At 41.9% G+C, this 1593-nt stretch carries 2 protein-coding genes; both read right to left on the reverse strand.

Annotation, left to right across the window (positions count from 1 at the left end; translation table 11 throughout):
• Positions 1 to 92: 92 nt before the first annotated feature.
• Positions 93 to 257 carry a hypothetical protein gene (locus tag G587_RS25940; protein ID WP_196812572.1) on the reverse strand — a complete coding sequence of 55 codons (165 nt, stop codon included), beginning with the start codon at positions 255 to 257 and terminating at the stop codon, positions 93 to 95.
• A 27-nt stretch (positions 258 to 284) separates the two neighbouring features.
• Positions 285 to 1502: an IS91 family transposase gene (locus G587_RS23165; protein ID WP_051201094.1), complete on the reverse strand. Its 1218-nt coding sequence runs from the start codon at positions 1500 to 1502 to the stop codon at positions 285 to 287.
• Between the last annotated feature and the right edge of the window lie 91 nt (positions 1503 to 1593).

Below are 1593 nucleotides of genomic sequence, written 5' to 3' on the forward strand. Positions count from 1 at the left end.
TTTAATAGGAAATTTCGCCTTGCGGCGAAAACTTGAATTAAAAGGCCCGGACAAGACCGGGCCACGCAAAGCGGAGGTATGTTGGTTTTAAATTACCAATCTACCTCGTCAAAGAATTCATCATCTTCATGCATAAAGTAATCCATGTCGAGAAGGTCTTCATCATCCATCTCGCGGATTTCATTCGCCGTCATGCCTTCCGGCGGATTTTGGATGTATTTCTCTCTAAGCTTTGCAATTAGTTCTTTACTGGCCATGGCTGTTCCTCCTGTAGCATGATTTTATCATGCACAGGAATACGAGGGAACATTGCTGATTTTTGAAGATGGAGCTCTGCTCTTGGGACGGCATTTTCCCATTGCCTTTTCATATAAGTCTTCGAGAGAAACACGTTTGTGGTTAAAGCGCAACTCGAGAAATTTCATGGTGCTATTGCATTTGGGACAACTCAATGGGTCATACCCGAATGCTGACAGGATACCTGATCGCCATTGCAGGAATGACTTAAAGAATGGTTTTTTAGAAGGATGAATCAGTCGGTTGAGTTTTTTGTCTGATTCCCTATGACGACCGTATATGCCATAGTAACGTATCATCTTAAATTCCTTTTCAGGTATGTGCTGGATAAGACGTTTTATGAATTCTATTGAAGGAATGGTTTCGGTGACAAGGACTTCGTCCTCATGTCTGTTGTAGTGGAAAGTAACAGTATCATGCTCTTTATCATAAGAGTCAATTCTTGAGAGACCGATTACAGGACGACCAAGGTATCTGCCTATATATTTAGCAACAGTACGTCTGTCAGCGAGAGTAGGTTTGCCATAGACATAGAAACCTTCTTTCTGATTTTTGTATGAGAGAGCTTTTTCTTTTTTAAACAATGATTTCTTATTGGGGTCAGTAATACGGGCTTCCATCAGATTCAGAAGAGCAGTCTGAAAAGCATGGCGCATATAGGGGTAACTGAAGAAATTTACTTTGCGCCAAAAGCCGGTGTCTCCTACACCACCTTCAGATATGAGGCAGTGGATATGAGGATTCCATTCCAAGGGACGTCCAAATGTGTGAAGAACCAGAATGTAACCAGGTGTGAAGTTCTGACTTTTGTTGATTTTGTAGAACATACGATTAATAACACTGCTGACAGCTTCGAAAAGACAGTTAAGAAGGTTGCGGTCTTCGAGAAAGTAATGACGTAATTCTTTCGAAATGGTGAATACGCAGTGTCGGTGCTGACAGTTTATGAGCTTAAATGACATAGCCTGAGCACGTTTCTGTGAATACATGGCACCACATGTAGGACAGAATCTTGAATGACAACGAAAGGGAATAAATTTGAGAGTACCACAATCAGGGCAGCCATACATGGCACCGCCATAGGCAGGGTCTCCGCAATTGAGCATCTTATCGATGTTTTCCATTTCAGTTTTGCGGGGATGAAGAGTATATTGAATTTCTTCGTAATGATCGCGGAACAGATTTTGTAGTACGTTTCGTTTCATAAAAATCATTATGAATGAGTTGAGGCAAAAAACAACCCCACCCCTCATGATTGAGGGGCAGGGGAGTTGAGGTGCCGTAGGCACTTTTTTA

This window comes from Butyrivibrio sp. XPD2002 (assembly GCF_000423945.1).
In the GTDB taxonomy this organism is placed as follows: domain Bacteria; phylum Bacillota; class Clostridia; order Lachnospirales; family Lachnospiraceae; genus Butyrivibrio.

What these genes read in the sequence shown, in the direction of transcription:
- G587_RS25940 (WP_196812572.1), bottom strand. Translation starts at nt 257, where the DNA reads ATGGCCAGTAAAGAACTAATTGCAAAGCTTAGAGAGAAATACATCCAA.
- G587_RS23165 (WP_051201094.1), bottom strand. Translation starts at nt 1,502, where the DNA reads ATGAAACGAAACGTACTACAAAATCTGTTCCGCGATCATTACGAAGAA.